This window comes from Lacibacter sp. (assembly GCF_057361365.1).
In genome coordinates this window covers 14,122-37,528 of sequence record NZ_JBMQSG010000001.1, presented here as the reverse complement: position 1 = coordinate 37,528, position 23,407 = coordinate 14,122, and the positions used below count along the sequence as shown (strand labels likewise).

Annotated in this window: 23 protein-coding genes and 1 tRNA gene; 11 read left to right on the top strand and 13 right to left on the bottom strand. The window is 40.2% G+C overall.

Going from position 1 to position 23,407, the window contains the following annotated elements; genetic code table 11:
* Positions 1–4: 4 nt before the first annotated feature.
* From ccoG to ACO1QW_RS00180, 4 genes are all read left to right on the top strand, one after another.
* A complete protein-coding gene (gene ccoG, locus ACO1QW_RS00195) occupies positions 5–1,423 on the top strand; it encodes a cytochrome c oxidase accessory protein CcoG (RefSeq protein ID WP_486254580.1) in 1,419 nt (472 codons plus the stop codon).
* A 10-nt stretch (positions 1,424–1,433) separates the two neighbouring features.
* Entirely contained in the window at positions 1,434–1,877 is a 444-nt protein-coding gene (locus ACO1QW_RS00190; RefSeq protein WP_486254578.1) for a FixH family protein, read from the top strand.
* On the top strand, positions 1,874–2,581 hold the full coding sequence (locus ACO1QW_RS00185) for a sulfite exporter TauE/SafE family protein (RefSeq protein ID WP_486254577.1): 708 nt from the start codon (positions 1,874–1,876) through the stop codon (positions 2,579–2,581). The genes ACO1QW_RS00190 and ACO1QW_RS00185 overlap by 4 nt, the downstream gene beginning before the upstream one ends.
* A gap of 115 nt (positions 2,582–2,696) precedes the next feature.
* Complete coding sequence (locus ACO1QW_RS00180) at positions 2,697–3,092, top strand: hypothetical protein (protein WP_486254576.1); 396 nt, start codon at positions 2,697–2,699, stop codon at positions 3,090–3,092.
* Positions 3,093–3,170: 78 nt separating this feature from the next.
* On the opposite strand, the gene ACO1QW_RS00175 is transcribed toward ACO1QW_RS00180, so the two are convergent.
* On the bottom strand, positions 3,171–4,226 hold the full coding sequence (locus ACO1QW_RS00175; RefSeq protein WP_486254574.1) for a response regulator: 1,056 nt from the start codon (positions 4,224–4,226) through the stop codon (positions 3,171–3,173).
* 41 nt (positions 4,227–4,267) lie between these two features.
* Complete coding sequence (locus tag ACO1QW_RS00170; RefSeq protein ID WP_486254572.1) at positions 4,268–5,488, bottom strand: PAS domain-containing sensor histidine kinase; 1,221 nt, start codon at positions 5,486–5,488, stop codon at positions 4,268–4,270.
* Between the two features lie 147 nt (positions 5,489–5,635).
* Here ACO1QW_RS00170 and ACO1QW_RS00165 point away from each other — a divergent pair, with 147 nt between their 5' ends.
* The 4 genes from ACO1QW_RS00165 to ACO1QW_RS00150 all read left to right on the top strand — a co-directional run bounded on the left by ACO1QW_RS00165 (position 5,636) and on the right by ACO1QW_RS00150 (position 9,061).
* Complete coding sequence (locus ACO1QW_RS00165; RefSeq protein ID WP_486254570.1) at positions 5,636–6,241, top strand: DUF6498-containing protein; 606 nt, start codon at positions 5,636–5,638, stop codon at positions 6,239–6,241.
* A gap of 28 nt (positions 6,242–6,269) precedes the next feature.
* A complete protein-coding gene (locus tag ACO1QW_RS00160) occupies positions 6,270–7,466 on the top strand; it encodes a DUF2130 domain-containing protein (protein WP_486254569.1) in 1,197 nt (398 codons plus the stop codon).
* A gap of 3 nt (positions 7,467–7,469) precedes the next feature.
* The gene (locus tag ACO1QW_RS00155) at positions 7,470–8,513 is read left to right on the top strand and encodes a zinc-dependent peptidase (RefSeq protein ID WP_486254567.1); all 1,044 of its coding nucleotides are present in this window, start codon (positions 7,470–7,472) and stop codon (positions 8,511–8,513) included.
* 83 nt (positions 8,514–8,596) lie between these two features.
* Complete coding sequence (locus ACO1QW_RS00150) at positions 8,597–9,061, top strand: hypothetical protein (protein ID WP_486254565.1); 465 nt, start codon at positions 8,597–8,599, stop codon at positions 9,059–9,061.
* Between the two features lie 55 nt (positions 9,062–9,116).
* Here ACO1QW_RS00150 and ACO1QW_RS00145 read toward each other — a convergent pair whose 3' ends face one another.
* The gene (locus tag ACO1QW_RS00145; protein WP_486254563.1) at positions 9,117–10,640 is read right to left on the bottom strand and encodes a magnesium chelatase ATPase subunit I; all 1,524 of its coding nucleotides are present in this window, start codon (positions 10,638–10,640) and stop codon (positions 9,117–9,119) included.
* Positions 10,641–10,840: 200 nt separating this feature from the next.
* Positions 10,841–11,938, bottom strand: a complete 1,098-nt coding sequence (locus ACO1QW_RS00140) for a vWA domain-containing protein (protein ID WP_486254561.1) — start codon at positions 11,936–11,938, stop codon at positions 10,841–10,843.
* A 143-nt stretch (positions 11,939–12,081) separates the two neighbouring features.
* Here ACO1QW_RS00140 and ACO1QW_RS00135 point away from each other — a divergent pair, with 143 nt between their 5' ends.
* A complete protein-coding gene (locus tag ACO1QW_RS00135; protein WP_486254559.1) occupies positions 12,082–12,702 on the top strand; it encodes a hypothetical protein in 621 nt (206 codons plus the stop codon).
* Positions 12,703–12,737: 35 nt separating this feature from the next.
* Here the strand turns inward: ACO1QW_RS00135 and ACO1QW_RS00130 are convergent, their stop codons facing one another.
* The 7 genes from ACO1QW_RS00130 to ACO1QW_RS00100 form a co-directional block, all read right to left on the bottom strand.
* Positions 12,738–15,827 (bottom strand): glycosyltransferase family 117 protein, encoded by a 3,090-nt coding sequence (locus ACO1QW_RS00130; RefSeq protein ID WP_486254557.1) that lies wholly within the window; start codon positions 15,825–15,827, stop codon positions 12,738–12,740.
* Between the two features lie 115 nt (positions 15,828–15,942).
* Positions 15,943–16,764 (bottom strand): SAM hydrolase/SAM-dependent halogenase family protein, encoded by an 822-nt coding sequence (locus tag ACO1QW_RS00125; protein WP_486254555.1) that lies wholly within the window; start codon positions 16,762–16,764, stop codon positions 15,943–15,945.
* A 75-nt stretch (positions 16,765–16,839) separates the two neighbouring features.
* The gene (locus tag ACO1QW_RS00120; RefSeq protein ID WP_486254553.1) at positions 16,840–17,643 is read right to left on the bottom strand and encodes an SDR family oxidoreductase; all 804 of its coding nucleotides are present in this window, start codon (positions 17,641–17,643) and stop codon (positions 16,840–16,842) included.
* A 71-nt stretch (positions 17,644–17,714) separates the two neighbouring features.
* A tRNA-Lys gene (locus tag ACO1QW_RS00115) sits at positions 17,715–17,787 on the bottom strand.
* A gap of 133 nt (positions 17,788–17,920) precedes the next feature.
* On the bottom strand, positions 17,921–18,871 hold the full coding sequence (plsX, locus tag ACO1QW_RS00110) for a phosphate acyltransferase PlsX (RefSeq protein WP_486254551.1): 951 nt from the start codon (positions 18,869–18,871) through the stop codon (positions 17,921–17,923).
* Positions 18,872–18,895: 24 nt separating this feature from the next.
* Positions 18,896–19,090 carry a 50S ribosomal protein L32 gene (rpmF, locus tag ACO1QW_RS00105; protein WP_340436141.1) on the bottom strand — a complete coding sequence of 65 codons (195 nt, stop codon included), beginning with the start codon at positions 19,088–19,090 and terminating at the stop codon, positions 18,896–18,898.
* A gap of 11 nt (positions 19,091–19,101) precedes the next feature.
* The gene (locus ACO1QW_RS00100) at positions 19,102–19,638 is read right to left on the bottom strand and encodes a YceD family protein (RefSeq protein ID WP_486254548.1); all 537 of its coding nucleotides are present in this window, start codon (positions 19,636–19,638) and stop codon (positions 19,102–19,104) included.
* Between the two features lie 240 nt (positions 19,639–19,878).
* Between ACO1QW_RS00100 and ACO1QW_RS00095 the strand changes: the two genes are divergently transcribed.
* The gene (locus ACO1QW_RS00095; RefSeq protein ID WP_486254546.1) at positions 19,879–20,970 is read left to right on the top strand and encodes a DUF3810 domain-containing protein; all 1,092 of its coding nucleotides are present in this window, start codon (positions 19,879–19,881) and stop codon (positions 20,968–20,970) included.
* Between the two features lie 139 nt (positions 20,971–21,109).
* On the opposite strand, the gene dcd is transcribed toward ACO1QW_RS00095, so the two are convergent.
* Complete coding sequence (dcd, locus tag ACO1QW_RS00090; RefSeq protein WP_486254544.1) at positions 21,110–21,646, bottom strand: dCTP deaminase; 537 nt, start codon at positions 21,644–21,646, stop codon at positions 21,110–21,112.
* Positions 21,647–21,729: 83 nt separating this feature from the next.
* Here dcd and ACO1QW_RS00085 point away from each other — a divergent pair, with 83 nt between their 5' ends.
* Complete coding sequence (locus tag ACO1QW_RS00085) at positions 21,730–22,359, top strand: 4'-phosphopantetheinyl transferase family protein (protein WP_486254542.1); 630 nt, start codon at positions 21,730–21,732, stop codon at positions 22,357–22,359.
* A gap of 23 nt (positions 22,360–22,382) precedes the next feature.
* Here ACO1QW_RS00085 and murB read toward each other — a convergent pair whose 3' ends face one another.
* A complete protein-coding gene (gene murB, locus ACO1QW_RS00080; RefSeq protein WP_486254541.1) occupies positions 22,383–23,405 on the bottom strand; it encodes a UDP-N-acetylmuramate dehydrogenase in 1,023 nt (340 codons plus the stop codon).
* Positions 23,406–23,407: the final 2 nt, after the last annotated feature.

Sequence of the window (23,407 nt, the reverse complement as noted above, 5' to 3'; positions counted from 1 at the left end):
ATACATGAACACAGGTATCAACATACAAACACAATCAAACAAAGAATCTTTTCGTGATAGCCTTGCAACAGTAGATGCACAGGGAAAACGGAAATGGATCTTTGCGCAAAAGCCAAAAGGTAAATTCTACAACGTCCGTACTTATGTAAGTTTCTTTTTCTTTTTGCTGTTTGTTGCTCTACCGTTTATTAAAATGAACGGCAGACCATTGTTCCTGTTCAATATTCTGGAAGCAAAATTTATCCTGTTTGGAAAAGTTTTCTGGCCACAGGATTTTTTCATCTTTGGTATTATCATGATCACATTTATTGTGTTCATTATCTTGTTTACCTCTGCTTTTGGCCGTTTGTTCTGTGGCTGGGTGTGTCCACAAACCATTTTCATGGAAATGTTGTTCCGCAAACTGGAATACGCTATTGAGGGAAGTGCCTCACATCAAAAGTTATTAGCTGCCGGTTCGTGGACCACTGAAAAAATCGTTCGCAAAACAAGCAAGCATGTAGTGTTTTATTTACTGGCTTTTGTCATTGCTAATTTCTTTCTTGCTTACATCATTGGTGTAGATGAGTTGTGGGCCATGATGAAACATCCTGCAGAGAATGTGGGCACGCTCGCAGCACTGATTGTTTTCGCTTCAGTATTCTACGCCGTATATGCATTTTTTCGTGAGCAGGCTTGCACAGTGGTTTGTCCTTACGGTCGATTGCAGGGTGTGCTGCTTGATAAGAACTCGATGGTGGTAGCTTATGATTACAAACGTGGCGAAGAGCGGAAGAAATTTAATAAGAAAGAAGAACGCACTGCAGGTGATTGTATTGATTGTTTTCAATGTGTAAAGGTTTGCCCTACTGGTATTGACATTCGCAATGGTACCCAAATGGAATGTGTGGGTTGCACAGCTTGTATTGATGCATGCGATCATATGATGGAAAGCGTTGGCTTTAAAAAAGGACTGATCCGTTATGCGAGTGAAAATGGAATTGCCAATCATGAAAAGCTGCATTACACACGCCGGATGAAAATGTATACAGGTCTGCTGGCGGTATTGATCATTTTGCTCACTACCCTACTCGTATCGCAAAAAGATGTGAAAGCAACAGTAATGCGCACACCGGGTTTGTTGTACCAGGAGAAAGGACAAGACAGTGTATCGAACCTGTACAATATTAAAGTAGTAAACAAAACCATGAATGATATTCCGCTTACCGTAAAACTGGAAGATGGCAACGGCAGCGTGCAGGTGGTAGGCAAAAATATTCATGTAGAAAAAGAAGGACAAGGTTCAGGATCCTTTTTTATTACTATTCCCAAGTCAAGAATTCAGCAACGTAAAACGGTATTGAATGTTGGCTTGTATCATGGTAACGAAAAGATATCGGTTGTAAAAACAAGTTTCCTCGGACCACTTTATTCAAACAATTAAACTAACAATAATGACACTTAATTGGGGACATAAATTAACACTCGCCTTTTGCGCTTTTGTTGTGTTCATGTTTGTGATGGTATACAAAAGCATGAAAACAGATTTCCAGTTGGTGACAAAAGAATATTATAAAGAAGAACTGGCTTATCAACAAGTGATCGATGGCACCAACAGGGCAAACAACCTGGCAAGCGCTGTAGAGGTAAAGCAAGCCAATAACGAACTTGTTATTCAATTGCCAACAGAAATGAAAGGCAAAACAGTTAGCGGCAACATCTGGCTTTATTGTTCGTCTGATGATAAAAAAGATCGCAGGCTTGAGTTAACTGTTGATGAAAACGGAAAACAGGTAATCAACGGTAACAACATTCTACCGGCAAACTATGTAGTGAAGATCAACTGGAAGGCCGATGAACTGAATTATTATAACGAACAGCGCATTACAATAAAATGATAACAGAAGCAATTACAGGTGGTTTGATTTTAGGCGCATTCAGCAGCCTGCACTGCATTGGCATGTGTGGACCGCTGGCTCTTGCCCTGCCTGTACAACATTTACCATTGTGGCAACAACGTGTTGCCGCATTGATGTATAATGTTGGCCGTATCGTTACCTATTCGATGTTTGGTTTGTTGTTCGGTATTGCAGGACGCAGTTTGTACCTCGCAGGATTTCAGCAATGGTTATCCATCATCAGTGGTGTAGTTATCCTTGCCTTTATTATTAATTATTATTTGTTGAAAAAAGCATGGCAGCCCAAATGGACACTCCGTTTGCATACTGCGGTGCAACAACTCATGATCAAAGCACTACGTACCGATCGTAAAGAAGCTTATCTTTTTTTAGGAATGATCAATGGATTACTTCCTTGCGGTATGGTGTATGTAGCGTTGGCCGCAGCGTTAAATTTTAGTGAGGTGCAGCAGAGTGTATTATTCATGAGTGGATTTGGAGCAGGCACTATTCCGTTAATGTTATTGTTAAGCATAGCAGGGAGCAGTTTTTCTTTTTCAATACGTGCACGTATTAAAAGAGTTGTTCCTTATTTAATGACCGTGATGGCGGTATTGTTAATAGCACGTGGTATGAACCTTGGCATTCCGTTTATAAGCCCGGTAATGGCAAGCGAACCAGCTGCTGCAATACCTTGCCACTAAATGCCCAACCGAATGATTTGTATCAGCAGGCCAATTGATAGCAGTTATTTACAAGGGCGGAGGCAAAAATTAGCTTTGCTAAACAGTGTAACTCAATTGTTCACTTTGAAATACAATGATCACAATCGTTATGACGCATAATAAAAAATTCACCCAGTTCCGGCACGAGAGTGATACGTGGAAACGGTACCTGCAATTTATTCAGCAGGAGAATAATCATTTAAAGACCCGCCTTTCGCAGGTTCTTCAACATGATACTGATGAACAGTTTCTTGAACGTGCTGAATATTTTCAAAGCAAATTCATTGCAGAAGATGACACAGTAAATATGTTGCGCCAGGATATTCATGAGCTTGACAATATGCTCTCGAAAGATATTCCGGAAGATGCAAACACCGTAAAAGAATTGCAAAAGAAATTAAAGAAGATGCATAAGGATATGGAAATTGTTGAGCGCCAATTCAGCAAACTGAAATCAGATTTCAATCTTTATCTTACCGAAAGTTTGTAGCAAGCAATAACAAACTAAAACAGCATCTGCTGCATTATGCAACCAGATGCTGTTTCGTTTTATAGACTCTCTAAACTATTAATTGATCAGGTTCTCTAATTTCTTTTCATTCAGTATCACAATATTTCCTTCTTTGATCTCAATGAGTTTCTCCGAACGGAAATCGCCTAATGTACGAATGAGTGATTCAGTTGCAGTGCCTGCTATACTTGCCAGGTTTTCACGACTAATATTAATGGAGAAATGTCCTTCGCCTGATTGGTATTTTTTCTGCAGGCTGATCAATGCATCAGCTACTTTTTTACGCAATGAATTATAAGCAAGCCCCAGCAGGTGTTCTTCTTTATCGGCCACATTTCTTGCAAGCAGCTGAATAAATTTTTGCGCCACCTGGCTGTTACTGTTCATCAATTCATCAAAATCAGCTTTGGGAATAATCGCCAGCTCACTGTCTTCCATTGCTTCAGCAGTTTCTTTGTATGATCCACCTTCGAGCAATGCTACATATCCCACAAAATCACCTTCATTATATAAACCAACTACCAGCTCTTTGCCATCGTCGTTGGTTTTAAATGTCTTTACTTTTCCTTTCACGATATAGAACAAACGTGCAGCACGGTTGCCTTCGTTATAAACTGTTTGTTTCTTTTTGTATTTGTTAATGTCACGGTCTGTGGTAAGTGAATCGAGTGCATCTTTTGATCCCGAAGCAGCCAACAGTTTGTTTACGCCTTCAAGTCCTGATGAATATTCTTCTTTCAGTAAATCCGCTTTTTTCAAACGTCCTTCAATCGCATTCAGCAATTCAGTTCCGCTGAAAGGTTTGGTGATATAATCATCAGCTCCCAGTTCCATTCCCCGACGCAGATCACTGCGTTCGGTTTTTGCCGTTAAGAAGATGAAGGGAATATTTTTTACCGTTTCGTTTTTATGCAAAGCATGTAACACGCCATAGCCATCAAGCACAGGCATCATAATATCGCAAACAATGAGGTCGGGTTGTTCTGCCAATGCAGTTTCAATACCTAGTTTACCGTTGGCTGCCGTAACCACTTTGTAATTGGCGAGCTCAAGTATTTCGGCCGTATTCTCCCTGATGTCGTCATTGTCTTCAATTAACAGAATTTTCTTCATCTGTAGCATGTATTAGTAATTAAGTTTTCGATGCAGTGACGTTAACTTGGTTTTTGAAAGGTAATTGTAAATTCAGTGCCCTGGTCGGTTTCGCTTTTGCATCTGATGTATCCGTTCATTAATTCCGCATATTTCGATACGATATGCAAACCTAAACCTGTGCCTTGTATATTAATGGCATTCGCTGCCCTGAAAAAACGTTCAAACAAATGTTCCTGGTCTTCTTTTGAAATACCAATACCACTGTCTTTAATCTTCATTTCAATTTCAGCAGGAGTAACTGTTGTACTGATCGATATCACCGAATTTTCAGGTGAAAACTTTATAGCGTTCGACAGCAAATTTAAACTGATATGTTTAAACATGCCAGGGTCAAGTTCAACTTGTGTGCTGCCGGTATGCTGGTAGGCTATTTGCTGACCTTTCTTACATACGTTCTGCATCTCCGCAATTGTTTCAGTAATATTCTTTTCAATATCAAACAAACTGAAACGTGCCTGTATGCGTCCCTCTTCTATTTTGCCAACATTCAAAAAATCATTGAGAATATCTGTAAGGAGGTTTACCGAAGAAATTATACGTTGAATATGCTTTTCTCTTTTTGGTTGCTCTTCTGTATGGGTGTATTTCTGTAAAAGGTAAACGCTTGAAAGAACGGTACTCAACGGCGTGCGGAATTCATGCGATGCCACGGAAACAAATCTAGATTTCAATTCGCCCAGTTCTTTTTCCTTATTTAATGCTGCTACCAGCTCCCTGTCCTTCTCTTCGGTTTCCTGTATCTGCTCATTTAATTTTTCAACTGTTTCTCTTAATGAAACGGTGCGGTCTTCAACTTTTAACTCCAATTCTTCATTTAGTTGCACCAGCGCCTGCTCGGCCTTTTTCCTGAGCGTAATATCATTCACAAACGCCACCACAAACTTATCTTCATCAATATGGTAGTTACCCAAACTTATTTCCACCGGAAATTCCGACCCGTCTTTTTTAACAGCGTAAAGATCGAGACCAATACCCATGGGCCTGCTTTTAGGATCGTGCATGTAGCCGTTACGGTGCTTTTCATGACGATGCTGATAGCGGTTCGGAATAAGTATTTCGATTTTTTGGCCCAGGAGATCATCCTCTTCAGAATATCCAAACTGTTCCTCGGCAAACTTGTTAATAGCCACAATCTCTGCTAAGGAGTTGACAACAATGATCCCAATACTGGCGTGGTCGAAAAGGGTTTGAAAAAGTTTAGAATCTGCTTTAGACTGCATTGGTTAAAGAAATAAATATGACTTTTGGCCGATCTGTAAGTTATTGTTCCTGTAGCGGTAAAGTTACGATTTATGCTTGGGTAAATTAAGGGATATTCCTATTTTCTTTACAACGGAAGATGAGTAATTTACAAGAAAATAATCCACTTGTTGCAACGCATTATCAAAGATCCCGGCTTTTGGTTTCTTTTACTCATGAACGGCTACCTGATTTACTATTACCAGCAAAAACCCGGTGAGTTTAATACCATCATCTGTATCTATTGGGTGCAAAGCGTGTTGATCGGCTTTTTTAACTTTCTCGACCTGCAGTCAGTAAAAGATCCTGACAGCACAAGTTTATCGATCAATAACAAGCCTGTATCGAAAAACAGTATGGGTTGTGCTGCCTGGTTCTTTTTGTTTCATTATGGCTTTTTCCACTTTGTGTACGCCATTTTTTTGTTGGTGGGAAAAAGCAGCGGTGTAAATAGCAAACTTCTATTGATCACTGCCGGCATATTTTTTATAGAAAGCACCATCCAGTTCATACGTAAGAGAAATACATTGGAGCCAGGTAAAGTAAATGTGGGAAAAATGTTTTTTACGCCCTACCTGCGCATTGTGCCCATGCATTTGATGATATTGGTGCCATCATTTCTTGGCATAACAGGCAGCGTGGTATTCTTGATTTTAAAAACTGTAGCCGATGCAGGAATGTATCTGCTTACAACACAAAAAGATTTTTCGCTGATAAAATCCTTGAGCCGTTAACGTAAACTTGCAAAAAAGAAGAGCATACATGTCAACAGAAATAAAATGTCCTAACTGTGGTCACGAGTTTGAACCGAGCGACAGCATTCGTGAAGAGGTGCAAAGAGAATTACGTGCAAAAATGAGCGAGTGGCAAAAACAGCAACAACAAAAATTTGATACGTTGTTGATGGAAGAAAAAAAGAGAACACAAAAAGAAACAGAAGAATTGCTACGCAAAAATATTGTAGCCGATTTTGAAAACAAGTTGCGGTTACTGGAAGAAAATAATAAAGACAGCCAGGAAAAACTAAAGCAGGCCCGTGAAAAAGAAATTGAATTCCTGAAAAAAGAACAGGCGCTCCTGTCTAAAGAGCAGGAACTTGATCTGCAATTGCAGAAAATGTTGCTGGAAGAACGTAATAAGCTAGCTGAGGTAATAAGAAAAGAAGAGGTAGAAAAAGTGTCGCTGCGTGAAACAGAGTATCAACTAAAAAACAGGGAGCTCGAAGAAAAATTAGAAGCGCAGAAACGACTGGTGGATGAAATGAAACGCAAATCGGAACAAGGCTCCATGCAATTGCAAGGTGAGGCACAGGAGCTTGAACTGGAAGATATGCTGCGTCAATCCTTTCCGTTTGACGCTATTGAAGAAGTGGGTAAAGGTGTAAAGGGTGCCGATTGTATGCTGTTGATCCGCAATAAATTTGGACAGGAATGTGGCAAGATCATTTTTGAAAGTAAACGCACTAAAGATTTTTCGGATCAATGGATTGAAAAATTAAAAGCCGATATGCGCAGCCAGGCGGCTGATATTGCTGTCATAGTTACACAGGCGATGCCTAAGGGCTTCGATCGTTTTGGCGAAAAAGATGGTGTGTGGGTGTGCAGTTTTGCTGAAGTAAAAGCGCTCACTTATGTTTTAAGAGATAGCATTGTGCGTATTGCACAGGCCACAACCGGACAGGAAAACAAGGGCGAAAAAATGCACATGCTGTACGATTACTTAACAGGAAACGAATTTGCAGAACAGTGGAAAGCCATTCGTGAAGGTTTTATGAGTATGAAAATGTCTATTCAGCGAGAACGTGATGCGATGGAAAAATTATGGAAGCAACGGGAAAAACAATTGGAGAAAGTATTATTGAATGCGGCGCATATACGTGGATCGGTTGAAGGAATAGCAGGAACAGATGTAAACATTGCGTTACTCGAAGATTCACCTGATCAATTAACTGACGAATAAAATATGCCCAGGGATTCCGTACCAATTATATTACACTATAAAGATTCTGCTTTCACTGTTTATTCGGTGGAAGAATATAATCAATTGCCCGATTCGTTGAAGGGCAGCTTTGATCAGCAATGGTATGTTGATTCGATATTCAATTCATTGCTCACTGTTAATCCCCCTTCCAGTACTGAGGATGAAAATAATTCCGGAAGCTTTTCTTTTATCATGGTTGTCATTTGTGGCATCATTGCATTTAATATTTACCGTTTAATAAAGCAGCTCATCAAAGAACAAAAAAATCCTGTTTCTACAGCTTCATTTGAAACCGATGATGATGGAGAAGAACCGGAACCCACTGTACGTTATCTTATTTACAAAGGGGGTGAGTTGAAATTCAGTAATGATGAATTACACAACGTATGCAAAAAATACAATCCCTACTTCCAAAAACTAAGTGCCGATAAACAACCAGTGTTTATTGAAAGGGTGCAGGATTTTATTCACAGCAAAGATTTTTACATCTGCTCGCCAAAGGGGTATAAAGAAATGCCGATTCTTATTTCTGCATCTGCAGTTCAAATAACATTCGGGTTAAAAGATTTTTTGCTTCCTTATTTTTCCAACATTATTATTCACCCCGAAGAATATTTCGCTTACGATCCTTTCCGCATATTGGTTGGTAATGTACAGGGACATTCTATCTCTTTATCATGGAAACATTTTCTGCAGGATTATCAAAATGCTACCGATGGTAAGAATGTGGGCTTGCATGAAATGGCTCATGCGCTGCAGGTGCAGTATTTATTCCGTAATCCAAAACGAAGCAATCCGTTCAAAGAAGATTATGAACATTACGACCGTATTGATGATGATGTATTTAATGCAGAGAAAACAAATGCCAAACGCTTGTTTGATGAAAATGCTTTGCGGAATAAAAATGAATTCTGGGCCACGTCAGTTGAGCTGTTCTTTGAAAAACCAACAGAATTGAAAATGCAATACCCCGATCTGTACGAAAGCCTGCGCATTGTGCTTAACCAGGATACTGCTGCTATGTAAACTCAATTATTTACTGCTTTAACATTGTCTTCAAGCAGCGATATTCCATAATCATGCATCTTTGTTTCAAACAAAATTTGAATATGAAAAAAATCCTTATTGTCTCATTTGCATTTTTGCTGTTTCATTTTAATTCACATGCCCAATCTGCAAAAGCAGTATTTGTGGAAGCTGGAGGACCCGGCCTTGCCTCTTTTAATTTTGATACACGTTTCAGTGGTAAAGAAAGTGGTATTGGTGGCCGTATTGGTGTTGGCGGCTTTAGTATTGATGGCGAAGGCGCCGTGTTTGTTCCTTTGACGATCAATTATATTATTGGTAAAGATGGTTCAAACTATTTTGAATTAGGTGCAGGTGCAACGCTTGTTCCAACTTCATCAGCGGTTGAAAACGGGCCATTCAAAAACACATCGGGGCATCTCAACTTTGGTTATCGTTACCAACCGTCCAAGGGTGGCATTTTCTTCAGGGCAACCATTAACCCCATTTTTGGTGAAAACTTTTTCTGGCCTTATTACGGAGGTATTTCTTTAGGTTATAAATTTTGATACCACTTATAAAAGCAAAACGGCTTGATAATATCAAGCCGTTTTTTTATGCAGATCAATTAAAATCATCTTCATTAAAATCTTCGTCGTCTTCTTCCCTGTTTGCTTTCAGGTTGATGATACTGCCCATCAGGTCGTTAAATTCTATTCGTCCTTCCACAACTTTTTTGCTGATGACTGAATACGCTGCCAATCCATGCAACACGAATTCCATCAGTAATGCCGTTTGCTTTTCATTCGCACCTTTGAAATACTTTTTTACCAATGGGTATAAACCATCCACACTATATAATTGCTGAATCTTGTCTTCATCTTTTGTGTTCATCAGCAGCGTTAACTGGTTTCCCTTATCGAACCAATGACTAATGGACTTATACGGATTATCGGCTGATGATTCCTGTTTACGTTTCTTCAGTTGTTCCGGGTTAGGGAAATATTGAAGAAACTGTGTGCGAATAGCTTTATCCAATAAATGAAATGCTACCTGGTAAGGACCTTCCTGCTCACCTTCATACACCAGTTCAATTTTTCCTGTGATAGACGGAATAACACCAATCAAATCACTCATCCACACTTGCGTACTTTTCTCTTTGTTTTGAATGGCACGTAATTCAGCAGTGCTAACTGCATTTTCATAAGCAGAAATAGTAAGCCTTGCACTCACACCGCTTTTCTTGTCAACATACTCACTACCTCTTGCTTCAAACGCTACCTGCTCAATAATACGCTTCATCAAATCACTAATGTCAACTTTCTTCGCTTGCTCAGGATGCACAGCAGCTTCCTGTTCAGTAATAGCCAATGCTGTTTCAATAGTTTTTGGATAGTGCGTCAGTATCTGACTTTCGATACGATCTTTCAATGGGGTTACAATTGAACCACGATTCGTATAGTCTTCAGGATTTGCTGTGAACACAAACAAGATATCCAGTGGCAAACGTAATTTGAAACCACGTATCTGCACATCACCTTCTTCCAAAATGTTAAACAGCGATACCTGGATGCGTGCCTGCAGATCGGGAATTTCATTGATCACAAACACGCAACGGTTGCTTCGTGGAATAATGCCGTAATGAATCACACGCTCATCAGCAAAACTTAATTTAAGATTGGCTGCTTTAATGGGATCAATATCACCAATAAGATCAGCAACGCTTACATCAGGTGTTGCAAGTTTCTCTCCATATCGTTGTGAACGATGAACCCACTCTATTGGTGTTGCATCACCTTTCTCTGCAATCAATTCTTTTGCATAATGAGAAATAGGATTGAATGGATCGTCATTTACTTCACTACCTGCAACTACCGGAATATGTTCATCGAGCAACTCGGTCATTAATCTTGCCATTCTTGTTTTTGCTTGTCCACGCAACCCAAGAAACAAAATATTATGTCGGGACAACAATGCACGCTCCACATCAGGAATTACTGAATCTTCATAACCCAATATTCCGTGAAATACATTTTCGTTTTGCTGAAGTTTCGCAATTAAGTTCTGCCGCACTTCTTCTTTAATGCTTTTCGATTGATAGCCACTTTTCTTTAATTCAGCTAATGTCTTTATTTTATGTTCACTCATAATGCTTTTATATTTTCATTTTATAATTTTCAATTTGGCCTCACCCTCCTTCTCCCTCTCCCGTAGAGAGGGAGCGGTACTCATGTACAAATCCAAGCTCTTATTCTTCCAATTCAGCATTGCAAATTAATTCAACATGTGTAGATAAGCCAGGGCTGTGCATTGATTGCCTCCCCTATCGGGGGAGGTTGGAGGGGGCTTTAATAAACCGTCTTCCTCTTTCCGCTTTCAAAATCTTTAAAAATAAATGCACCGAGTTTGTCTAATGATGCAAAAAATGCTTTGCCATGATTTGTTTCAGTAAACTCCTGAACAAAACGTTGGAGGTAAGGATCAGTTGCAATCATGAAGGTGGTGATGGGTATCTTCAGCTTTTTACATTGTGCTGCCAGGTTAATACAACGGTTTACCACTTTCCGATCAAGTCCAAAACTGTTCTTATAATATTTCTTACCGATCTTCAAACAAGTAGGTTTACCATCGGTGATCATGAAAATTTGTTTGTTGGGATTTTTTCTGCGGCGAAGAATTTCCATCGCCAGTTCCAAACCTGCAACTGTATTAGTGTGATATGGACCAACCTGCAGATAAGGAAGATCTTTTACTTCAATGGTCCATGCATCATTCCCAAACACCACAATATCCAATGTATCTTTTGGATACTTTGTTTGAATAAGTTCACTCAATGCCATCGCCACTTTTTTTGCCGGTGTAATGCGATCTTCGCCATACAGGATCATGGAATGCGAAATATCGATCATCAACACTGTTGATGTTTGCGTTTTAAAATCTGTTTCACGAATTTCCAGGTCATCTTCACGCATCATAAAACTTTCGATGCCATGATTGATCTGTGCGTTGCGTATGGAGTTCGTGAAATCGATCTGTTCTAATGTATCACCAAACTGGAACGGTCTTGTTTCTGGATTAATTTCATCACCCATGCCCGGCTTAAACGTTTGGTGATTGCCTTGTTTTGTTTTCTTAAGCTTACCGAATATTTCTTCCAGCGATTGTTTGCGTATAGTTTGTTCTGTCTTTGCTGTAATATTAAACTGGCCTGTGAGTTGGTTTTCTTCGAGATAACCTTTCTCTTTCATTTCTTCAATAAAATCGCCCATTCCATACTCATCATTGGTGAGTTGAAATTTGCGATCGAGTTGGTTTAACCAATCCATGGCTTCAGCCACATCGCCACTTGTATAAGTCAGCAGTTGGGTAAACAGATCAAGCAACTGTTCAAACTTCGACTTATTATTTTGTGACGGATCATATTTCGAGAAAAAGTGTCCAATCATAACTATACAATTTACTTCAAAATCCAATACTTCTTTTCCGGCGAGAGAGGGAAGACAATAAGATAACAAAAACTGAACCTGAAAAGTTCTTGCCAGTTTTTCAGCTGTTTCCTTATTTTACTGCCTGAAAAAACACATGATTCATGCAAAGGCTTACCAATTTTGTCATCTTTTTCTGCCTCGTTTTATTTTTAACCAGTTCATGCAGCCACCCGAAAGCGCTGCTTAAACCTACTGCCAGCTTTGATACCCTTCATCTTCAACTCGATCTGGGCATTGTTCAGCAATTTGAATACAAGCAGGCGCTGCTGCAAAAAATGACCAAGTTCACACAGGTTTACAATACGGAAGACCATCCGTTTAAACTTGCATTGAATACAGGCTCCACAAGTAGTAACTGCAGCATACAGGTTGTACGGGTGAAATTTATTGGGAGAAAAGAAAACATTATCGGCACGGCTATTAGTGTTGTGGGAATTGGCACTGCCGCTACCTTAATTGCAACAGGATTTCCAGTGCCTGTTGGCTGGGTGTATGTCCCCAGTGCTAAAACAGGTTTACAGCCGGGATTAAGTAAAGACATTAGTGATGTCACAATCTTTCAACGTGTATCGATCAGTTCATCAGGCATGTATCGTTCCATGGATAAGCAGATCGACCGGCAAAGTACAAAAGTTGTAAAGTATGTTGTATCGGTAGTGCAGAGTGTAGAGAGAGAATACCGGAAGAATAAAAATTTACCAGAAACAAAAAACCAACCATAAAAATAAACCCCGGTGATTAGCCGGGGTTTATTTTTTTATTTCTGCGTATCAGCTGCGTTCTTTATTGTTTGTGGAAGTTCCTTATTCTGTAATGTATCAGAACCGGGTTTTATTCCCTGCACATATTCTTTTATTGCAGCATCAATACCTTGCACGAGTTGTTTTGCAACCTGGTATTCATACTCTGAAGGTGTAGTGCCTTCGCCACTTACATACGATTCATAAAATGCCATCTGTTGTTGCAAATCTTTTTTGACACTTTCCATGATGCGTTTGCCGAGTTCAATATCACCAGCCTGGAACGCCGTCATTGCAAAGTAGAAACTCTTTTCATTGTGATCATTACCATAGCGTGAAGCAAGTCCATAAGGCACGTTCTTATCTTTTATCATTTGATCGGCACGTTGCAACACTTTCTTTGCATCATCCTTGCGACCAGCAGCAATCAAATTCATTGCAAGCATAGTGTGTGCGTTGCGAATGTTCACCATGTGACGACGGTTCTCCTCATCAAAATAAACATTGTTCTTATCTGCACTGCCATACTTGAATTTGTTCATGATCTTATCAAACATCCAATCCATGTTGGCTGTACCTCTTGCATTTGCAACGGGAACAAGACGATAAGTTAAACCATCCTGGCGGAGGTAATCATCAAAACCTAATTGATATGGTTGCGTAAAATAGATCGGGCGCTTCCAGTTATTTGCGGCGATGATATTAAGAATAGCTGCATCGTTTTTAAAGAGGTAACTTTTACCTACCTGGAAACGAAGTTCATTCACCACGCTGTCTTTTGCTGTAACTGTTCCGTTCTGACGAACAACATTTGCATCAACAGGAACTTTAAAACGCTGGCTAAAGAAATAATTCAGCATTTCACCACCTTGTGAACGATACATTTTATTTTCAACATCGCTACCAACCTGGTCTTTCATCATTGTATACAGATCGTAGTAAGCAGTATCTGTTTGTGAAAGAGGAATATGATAAGCAACGTTCCGTTTTTCACCCGCAATTTGTTCTTCGTTCCAGATCACATCAATAGGATCGCTGTTATTTACTTTATAACGAAGCTGGTTAATATACCAATCGGTACCAAGTAAACTTGTGTTGATGACACGAATATCAGGACGTATACCTTTTACTTCCTGTGCATACCATAATGGATAGGTATCATTATCACCAACTGTAAACAGGATGGCATTAGGTGCACAGCTTTCGAGGTAGTTTGTTGCAAGATCAGGAGCAATTGTTTTTTTGCTACGGTCATGATCATCCCAGTTTTGAACTGCCATGAGGAAAGGAACAGCGAGGAAACAAAGTGCAGCAGCAGCATATGAACCCGCAGCGCCTTTTATTAATTTCTCTAACCATTCTTTCACCTGGAAGAAACCAAGCCCGATCCAGATAGCAAATGCATAGAAACTTCCTACATAAGCGTAATCACGCTCACGTGGCTGAGGGCCTGCCTGGTTTAGATACAATACAATTGCTAAACCTGTAAAGAAGAATAACAAGCCAACAATGAGTGCATCTTTTTTGTTCTTGTTGTATTGAAAAACAACACCAAGTATGCCGAGTATAAAAGGAAGTAAATAGTATTTATTGTTAGCAGGACTATTTTTCAAACTATCCGGCATTAATTTTTGATTACCGAGTCTGGCATTATCAAGTGGTGAGATACCACTGATCCAGTTACCATTTCTGCGTTCACCTAAACCTTGTACATCATTTTGCTTACCTGCAAAATTCCACATGAAATAACGGAAGTACATAATGTTAACCTGGTAGCCGAAGAAGAACTTAAAGTTATCTGCCATATCAGGATCACGTTCAAAAGAAATTTTTCCTGTTTGCCGATCCTGGTATTTACCGATGCCGAGGAATTGTGCGTAATAGTCTGCATGCCCTTGGTCGTTACTCGCATCCCATACACGTGGAAACATCATTGTTTGATCAGCAGGATAAACTGCTTTTCTTTTCTGACCGGTTACTTCGTAACGATCGCCTACACGTTGGTAAGCATCGCCTTCATCCGCATATTCTTCAGCTTCTGCTGTAAACTTTTGCCCTTTCAATAAAGGCACGTCGCCATATTGCTCACGGCTGAGGTAACTAACCAATGCCATTGGATTGTTTACATCATTCATATCAATGCCTGGGTTGGCATTTGCACGGATCATGGTTGTAACATAAGTAGAAAACCCAATCAGCATAAATGCGAAGCTCCACAAACCCAAACGCAAAAAGCGCCATTGATTTTGTTTTGCATAACGCAGGCCTAACCAGATAAGACCAGCTACTAATACAAAGAAGAAAATAAATCCTGAGAAGAATGGTAAGCCAAAACTGTTTACAAACAAACGATCAAACCAGCCTGCACTTGAAATACTCCACTGGATCACCGCTTTTTGTACAACACCTGTAATAATACAACCGATCAGGAAAGCAACGATACCACCTTTCAGGGTTGGTTTATAACGACGGAAATAATACACCATCACAATCGCAGGAAGCGTAAGAAGGTTCAATAAGTGAACACCAATACTTAAACCCATGATGAAGAAGATGAGCACGATCCAACGTTCGGCAAACGTGCGCTTACGGTCATCGTCACCTGCTTTTGCATCTTCATGATCCCATTTCAGGATCATCCAGAATACTACGGCTGTAAAGAAAGATGATAATGCATATACTTCACCTTCAACAGCACTAAACCAAAATGAATCGCTGAAAGTATAAGCTAATGAACCAACAACACCCCCAGCCATTACACTGAACAACTGGTTGCCTTGCAATTCTTCATTATCTTTTTGCACCAACCTGCGACCAAAGTGTGTAATGGTCCAGAACAGGAACATAATAGTGAAACCACTTGATAAAGCTGAAAGCAGGTTTACACCAATAGCGGCATCGCCGGGAGTAAAGAGTGTAAACAAACGACCCAGCATAATAAACAAAGGTGCACCCGGAGGATGAGGAATGCCTAATTTATAAGCACAGGAAATAAATTCACCTGTATCCCACAAACTACCGGTTGGTTCCATTGTTAACACGTACACAGCGCAGGATACAAGACCAATGATCCAGCCTGTAATGTTGTTGAGCTTTTGAAAATTCATATGAAGCTTTGGTTTAGAAATAGTCCCGCTTGAGCGGGGCAGGCAAAAATAAGGAGATGAGGGTATAAACCACTATTTCAACATTCTTTTAACAGGATAATTTGACGGGTAGTATTTATTCAAAATAAACCCGCACGGTTTGATAAAACAAACGGCTTTGCGTGTATTGACTAGTGCTTTTTTCAGAAAAACCCTGCAGACCGAATAGACCTGCTGCATTGCCTTTGTTGATGGCGATTTCAAGATAACCGGCAGCGTTGAACAAGGCCAGCTTCTCTCCTTCACTCACATCGGCATAAGTTTCACTGATGCGATCGATCATTTCGTCACGTTTGAATACGATTTTAAAACGTCTGCCTTTTCGTTGCGCCTCAAATTCTTCATGCGTTATGTTGACAATCACATTTTCAAAATGGTCAATGGAAATGATCTGCCCTTCAATATACTGGCTTGTTGTAATTGGTCGCAATGGGTTTCGCACCTGTATGGAAACAGATGCATCGCCCAACTCCTGTAATAATTTACCGTTGGTAAGATCGTCAATGGCTTTTGCAAACACATCGGCACATGCCAAAGTATTTCGAGTAATAAACTTGTCAAGGGGCAGTGCAATTAACTCCTGTGGTGTTTCCTCAAGTATCATGGTGATGAGCCCATTATCTGCCAGCAAATAATACTGATCATTATGTTTTACCAGCAACAAATGATCGGGCTTGTATTGAAACAGGTTTACAAGAATAATATGAAACGTACCCGGCGGAAACTGTTTGGTAGCATTACGAATGATGTAAGCTGCCTGCGGATCATTGAACGGAGAGAGCTGATGCGTGATATCAACTAATTGAAAAGATGGGTTTTGACGTAACAATACGGCTTTCACTGCCCCGGCCAGGTAATCCTGTTCTCCGATGTCTGATGTGAGGGTTAGTAAAGGCATTGATGCGTAAAAAATTGGAAGGAAAGATAAAGAATAATCAGTTGAAGAAACAAGCCGTATTAAACATGCATTTCATTATTTAATAAGCTTTCCATCCTTAAAGAAAAACTTATGAATGTACTTATCAGCAACACGTGGTAACAGTTTGCCCATCCATACAGTTGCTTTACCTGTAGCGGTGAGCACAACTGCTCGTTTATGTTTTGATATTGAATTAAAAATATGCAAGGCACATTTTTCTGCACTCATTAATTTCGATTCATCCATTGGTGTTTCCCCAATTGGTTTTCCTTCTCCATTTAATGCCACTGAACGGATATTGGTTGCAATAAAACCAGGCGACACCCACAATACATTCACTCCATGATCGATCATTTCAACCCGTAGGGATTCGAGCCAGCCTTGCATCGCATGCTTTGATGCAGAGTATGCACTGCGGCCGGGAATACCCCTGTTACCAACAATAGAAGAAATGCCAACTACAGTTCCTTTGCGTTGAATGATAAATGGCAGAGCTGCTTTTGTTGTGTAAACAGTGCCCCAGAAATTTACATCCATCAAGCGTTTATAAGCACTTGTTTCAGATTCAAGAATTAATGCCCGCATCGATAAGCCAGCATTGTTGATCAATATGTCAATACCTCCGAATGCTTTTACAGTGGTTTCAATAAAGCGGTTGCAATCACCTTCATTACTCACATCAGCAACAAAGGTGTGCAGTGGCTGACCTGCAAATTCCTGTTGCAGTGAATATAACCTGTCGGCATTTCTACCACAGGTAGCCAGCTTTGCACCCTTGCTTAAAAAAAGTTGAACCAAGGCTTTACCAATTCCATCACTGCCACCGGTAACTACCACCACTTTATTCTGAAAATCCATACTGCTGTATTTAAATGATTACAAAAGTAATGTAAACAGAAAAGCCTCCGTGTGGAGGCTTTTATTTTCTGTGATCCCGCTGGGACTCGAACCCAGGACCCCAACATTAAAAGTGTCGTGCTCTACCAACTGAGCTACGGAATCTCAAAACGTTTCCGTTTTTTTGGGAGTGCAAAAATAGGAGAATTACAATTCGCTCCCAACTTTTCAAATAAAATGTTTTTATTTTCCTGAAATAAACAATTCTGTTGAAGCAGTTTGTTTACTCTATTGCTATTTAATCCGCTTCATCTTCACTCACAAATTTCGCTTTCATTTTCTCCAACAATTTGGTCTCGATCATTTTGCTGGCAAGATGGATCATGTTCAGAAATGCTTTTGATGTTGAAATACCATGCCCAACAATCACGGGTTTATCAATGCCGAGAATTGGTGTGCCACCATATGTTTCAAAATTGAAACGTTTAAAGTAATCATCTTCATCTAAGCTGCGTGATTTTGAAATATCAAAGATCGATTCACCCAGCTTCAAGATAACATTACCTGTAAAACCATCGCAAACCATTACATCGGCTTTGCCGGTCAATATTTCACGACCTTCAATATTGCCGATAAAATTAATGAGCTTGCTTTCTTTCAACAATGGATACGCTGCCTGCGCCAACAGGTTACCTTTTCCCTCTTCCTCACCAATATTAATGAGACCAACCGCAGGGTTTTCAATCTCAAGAATGTTTTGTGCATAAATGCTGCCAAGTATGGCATTCTGCAAAAGGTTTTCAGGCTTACAATCGGCCTGCATACCTACATCAAGAATTAAACCATAACCGCCTTCCACTTTTGGAATAACAGTTGAAATGGTGGGACGTTGTACCCCTTCAATAGCACGGATGGTATAAAACACACCCACCATCATGGCACCGGTATTACCAGCGCTGATGAATGCATCGATCTTTCCTTCGGCCAGCAACTGCAATCCTTTGTTCATGGATGAGTTGGGCTTATCCCTTAAAGCTTTTGTTGGAGGTTCGTGCATATCCACTACTTCTGTAGTGTGCACAAACGAAATAGAAGGAGGAACAGAAACAAAATGCCTGCGCATCATCGTTTCATCACCCAGCAGCAGTAATTCTATCCCGGGGGCAGCATCGGCTAAAAACAAATCTACGCCCAACAGCGGCTGCTGAGGGGCGTAGTCGCCACCCATCATGTCAATACCTATGACCATGCAGGTAAGTTAATTATAAAAAGCTTACGCTTTTAACGGAGCTTTCTCAGCTACTAATTTTCCTTTGTAGTACAGTTTACCTTCGCTCACGTGTGCACGGTGACGGGGATGAATTTCACCCGTTGTGCTATCCTTTGTTAAAGTAACACTCACTGCTGTGTAGTGAGTACGACGCTTTGCGCTGCGTTGCTGTGAATGTCTGCGCTTTGGATTTGGCATATCTTTTAATTTTAGTCGTTTCTGAATTTATCCAATCCTTTCCAGATTGATTTGTTTTCGTTTGGTTGTGGATTAAGCTGAGCAAGGCGTGCAAGCACTTCTTTATTGCAATGCGGTCCGCCCATTTCACTTTCCTTACACATTTTTTGCATAGGGATGCTGAGGATGATGAATTCGTAAATCCAGTTCTTCACGTGTAAATGACTTTCTGTGCGTGAGATGTAAAACACATCCGGACTTTCTTCTTCATCATTCATTTTTTCCGGCTCATCGGTCATTTTCACCAGCATCTCAAATTCGTCCCACAGTTCTAAAGGAAGATCATTGCCGCAGCGATCGCAAAGAACGCCAACGGTGCCACCTACCTCAAACTTCAGCATCATAAAACCGGTATTCTTTTCGAGTTGCAGTTTTACATTCGCCTTACAGTTTTTAAAGTCCTGTTTTTCGAATTCTTCAAAGAACCTTTCATCAATTTCATATTCAAACTGATGAATGCCGGGCTTTAAACCCACAAATGCTATTTCGTATTCCCGGCGGCTTGCCATATCACCCCTATTTTAAAGAGTTTGCAAAGGTAACCGAAATACGGTTTCAAGCCAAAAGGAAAAAGAGGTTTATTTTGGGAAAGGGTGGAAGGTTGAAGGTACAAGGTTTAAGATAAAAGGCAACTACTTAACATATGCTGAAAATCAAAGCCTAAGGATACCACTCTTACCCGCCTTACACCTTCAAACCTAAACCATAAACCGTCTTCCCAACCGTCTTTCACCGTAAATTTGGGCTGAATGACCTACGGACGACTTATACGGATAGCCATCTTCGGCACTCTCTTCATCCTGGCCCTGTTTATCTTTTTCATATCAGGTAACCATGAGTGGATCGAAAAAAACTATGCCACTTCATTTTATCCCCGACTGGCCACTACCCTGCGCCTGCTTTTTGGCTGGTTTCCTTTTAGCTTGGGCGACATCATTTACTCCATTATGACCGTAAGTGTACTTTGGCAGATTGGAAAATTTGTGGTGAGGTTGTTTCACAAAACTGATAGCTGGCGAAAAAAGTTGACACCATTGCTTACCGCGGGGCTTATTCTTTTGGCCGTGTACGTTTACTTCTATTTGTTTTGGGGGTTAAATTATTATCGCAACGGCATTGAACAGCAACTGGGATTAAAAAATGTGAAGTTTGAAAAAGAGCAATTGATCGATCTCAACAGTTATTTGCTTACTGAGCTTAATAAACGAAAGGATATTTGTCTGCAGAAAAAAGATACCTTCATGAGTCGTGAACGTATGTTTGAATCGGCCCGGGATGGTTACAGTAAACTGGAAGATCAGTTTTCGTATATGCGTTACCGCTATTCTTCGTTAAAACCTTCAATGTTTGGAAAGGTGGGTAACTACATTGGCTTCCAGGGATACTATAATCCTTTCACAGGCGAGGGACAAGTGAACACTGCTATCCCCAATTTTTTACAGCCATACGTCACCTGTCATGAAATGGCACACCAGGTGGGTTATGCCAGTGAAAGTGAAGCAAATTTTGTGGGCTTTCTTGCAGCCACCCACTCTAGTGATACACTCATGCAATACTCATCTTATCTCGATATGTTCCTGTATGCGTGGGGAAATTTAAGAGCTGTTGATTCAACTGCTGCAAAAGATTTTGGATCTAAGTTGCACGATGGCATAAAAAGGGATCTGAAAACGTACAGGGATTATGTGAAAGCACATCGTACGTTCATCAGCGACTGGACCGATCTGTTATATGATTATTACCTGAAGAAAAACCGTCAACGAAAAGGGATTGAAAGTTATGGAGAAGTGACTGGCTGGTTGATCGCTTACAGGAAAAAATATCAACCTACATCTCCCTAAAGAAAGAGTTGCTATCCATCAATTCCATTGTTCAGACTGATATTATTCTCAACAAATAAAAATGCTCAGCAATTTTTGCTGAGCATTTTATAATGATGGCATTATCTTTTACTTAAAAGTGCTTTTTTAGAGGCGGAGTTTAAAACTTATTCTTCCACATCATACTCTCCACAGGCTTGTTGTGCTGGCCGCTGTATTTCGCATTTTTCTTTTGATTGTATTTCACTTCAATTTCTCCATCCACAGGAAAATAAATAAGCTGGCCAATGGGCATGCCTTTATAAATTTTCACCGGCTGTTTTACGGATATTTCCAATGTCCAGTTACCGCAAAAACCAACATCGCCTTTACCTGCAGTTGCGTGTATATCGATACCCAGCCGACCGGTTGATGATTTACCTTCAAGAAAAGGAACATGCGCATGTGTCTCGGTGTATTCAAGCGTTACACCCAAATAAAATATATGCGGATATAATACAAAACCTTCATCAGGAATATCAATGTACTCGATCTCGTTATGCTTTTTTGCATCAATCATATGATCCTTGTAAATAGCCAGTGTGCCACCCAGGTGTACATCATAACTATTACTACCCAAACACTCACGATCGTATGGTTCAACTTTAATCGTCCCTTTTTCTATTTCCTCTAAAATACGCTTGTCACTTAAAATCATTTTGTTCTCTTTAGCTTTGTGCGAAAGTATAACCTTGAACCCGATAGCGATCGGGTCTGCAATCTAAAATCTTAAATCTTAATTTGCCGCTCGTTTATCAACATACTATCAACAGCAGTACAAAGGCTGGGCTTTGGCGTATTGACGAGCCCGAAGATTTTTTCCTTGATAGAGTGCCATTGAAAAGAGATGTGTCGCATCCACATAAACGCTTGCAACATCTTGCCGGCCGTTATCTCCTGCCAACTTTGTTTGAAGATTTTCCGTTGGAAGAAATATTGATTGCTGATACACGAAAACCTTTTTTGCCCGACGAGAAATATCATTTTTCTATTTCACATTGTGGCAACTATGCCGCAGCAATAGTAAGCAGTAAACAACGAGTGGGAGTAGATATTGAGCAGCCGAATGACAAGATCTTACGCATCGCTCATAAATTTTTAACGCAGCAGGAATACATGTTTCTTGATGAACAAATGAGTACAGCCCAGCTATTGCAACTGGCCACTTTACTCTGGAGTACCAAAGAATCGATGTTTAAATGGTTTGGTGAGGGTGGTGTTGATTTTCGTGAGCACATGCATATTAAAAACATAGAAGGCGATGATGAGGAAGGCAGACTCATTTGTAGTTTCCAAAAAAATGAAGCACTTGCCTTAACAGTACAATACAGGTTTATGAAAGAGTTAGTGATGAGTTGGGTCGTAAGTTGAAGGAAGCCGATAGTAGCTTTTTTCTAAACAATATTTACTTCTCTTTCCAGCTCCACTCCAAACTTTTGCTTAACACTCTGCAATATCTCATCGCTCAAATCATAAATCTCTTTTCCACTCGCAGTACCATAATTAACTAATACCAATGCCTGTTTTGCGTGGCACCCAGCGTCACCTTTGCGATAACCCTTCCAACCACATTGCTCGATCAACCAACCTGCAGCAAGTTTCATTGTTCCATCAGGATTTGTAAACGCCACCAACGAAGGAAATTCATTTTTCAAGTGGTCAAATTGTTCTTTACTCACCGATGGATTTTTAAAAAAACTTCCCGCATTACCAATCACTTTCGGATCAGGCAACTTCGATGAACGTATATTGATCACTGCCTGCGATATAGCTGCCACGCTCAATTCTTTCACACCCATTTTCTCCAGTTCCTGGTTAATAGCTCCGTAACTTGTATTGAACAAAGGTTTTTTTCTAAGCTTATAGGTAACTGAAATAATTACAAATTGATCTTTATACTTATGCTTAAACACACTTTCACGATAACCAAACGCACACTCATCCGCTGAAAATTTCACGATGGTTTTATCGTTGAGATGATAAGCTTCCAGCTCTTCAAACACATCTTTGATCTCAACGCCATACGCACCAATGTTCTGCATGGGGCTTGCACCTGCATTGCCCGGTATTAAACTTAAATTTTCAACCCCTCCCCAACCTTGCTGCACACAATGTTGCACCAGGCTGTGCCAGTTAACACCTGCACCCACCTGCACATATACAAATTCATCAGTTTGCTTCACTACATTGATGCCGGGCACAGCATTTTTCAACAACAATGCATTTACATCAGCAGTAAAAAGAAGATTGCTGCCACCTCCGAGAATAAGTTTATTGATGCGTGGCGCTAACTGATGCATGTAAAGCAATATGTCCTGCAGTTGTGAAGCCGATGAAAAGTCAGCAAAGTATTTTGCCTTTACATCGATACCAAACGTATTGTATTGCTTTAGTGAAAGATTTTCGTGAATTTGCATTA